The following is a 680-nucleotide window of genomic DNA, read 5'->3' as shown; positions in this document are numbered from 1 at the left end:
GCCGCGTCGAGGGCCGCGGCGACGGCGTCCTGCAGGGCGGCCAATTGGCCAGCGGCGCGCGCCCGCAGCGCCGCGACGGCGACGATGGCGGCCACGGCGGCGGCGAGCGGCGGCATGGGATCGGCACAGGCGGGGCCGATTGCGGACCAGTGGGTATCGGGCTGGAAGGGGAGTTGCATCGTGGGTCTTCCCAGGGCGCGCCGCGTCGGCGCAGGGGAAGCAGGCGCATCGGCGGGTAAACGGCGCCTGAAGATTTCGGACAAATTGGCCGGGGTGGCGCAGAGAGGGCTTAATTCGCGGTTTCGGACAAAAGCGCCCGTCGCGACGCGAACGGCCCGCAACGCAAAAGCCCCGGCCGTTGCCGGCCGGGGCCTCGCGTCGCGCGCGTGTGGCGCGCGTTACTTGATGGTGACCGCCTGGCGGCCGCGCTGGCCGTCGCGGACGTCGAGGGCGACCTTCTCGCCCTGCTGGACGTCCTGCTTGCCGGCGCGCTGCAGGACGGAGGAGTGCAGGAACACGTCCTGCCCGCCGTCGTCCGGCGTCACGAAGCCGAAGCCGCGGACCTGGTCGAACCACTTCACGGTGCCCGACACGGCGTAGGTCGGCCCGCCCTCGTCACGGCCGAAGTCGCGGCGCGGGCCGGGATCGCCGGAGCCGGCGCCCAGGCAGATCGGAAGGGC

The 680-nt window shown here is 73.5% G+C and carries 1 protein-coding gene; it reads right to left on the bottom strand.

Annotated features, from left to right (window positions below):
* Nucleotides 1-398 precede the first annotated feature (398 nt).
* Nucleotides 399-680 (bottom strand): cold-shock protein (locus L2I40_RS24090; protein ID WP_237217860.1); only part of this gene is annotated, 282 nt, incomplete at its 5' end.

Source organism: Falsiroseomonas oryziterrae, assembly GCF_021864505.1.
Taxonomy (GTDB): domain Bacteria; phylum Pseudomonadota; class Alphaproteobacteria; order Acetobacterales; family Acetobacteraceae; genus Falsiroseomonas; species Falsiroseomonas oryziterrae.
The sequence above is the reverse complement of the archived record's forward strand: the minus strand, read 5'-3'. Positions and strand labels throughout refer to the sequence as shown.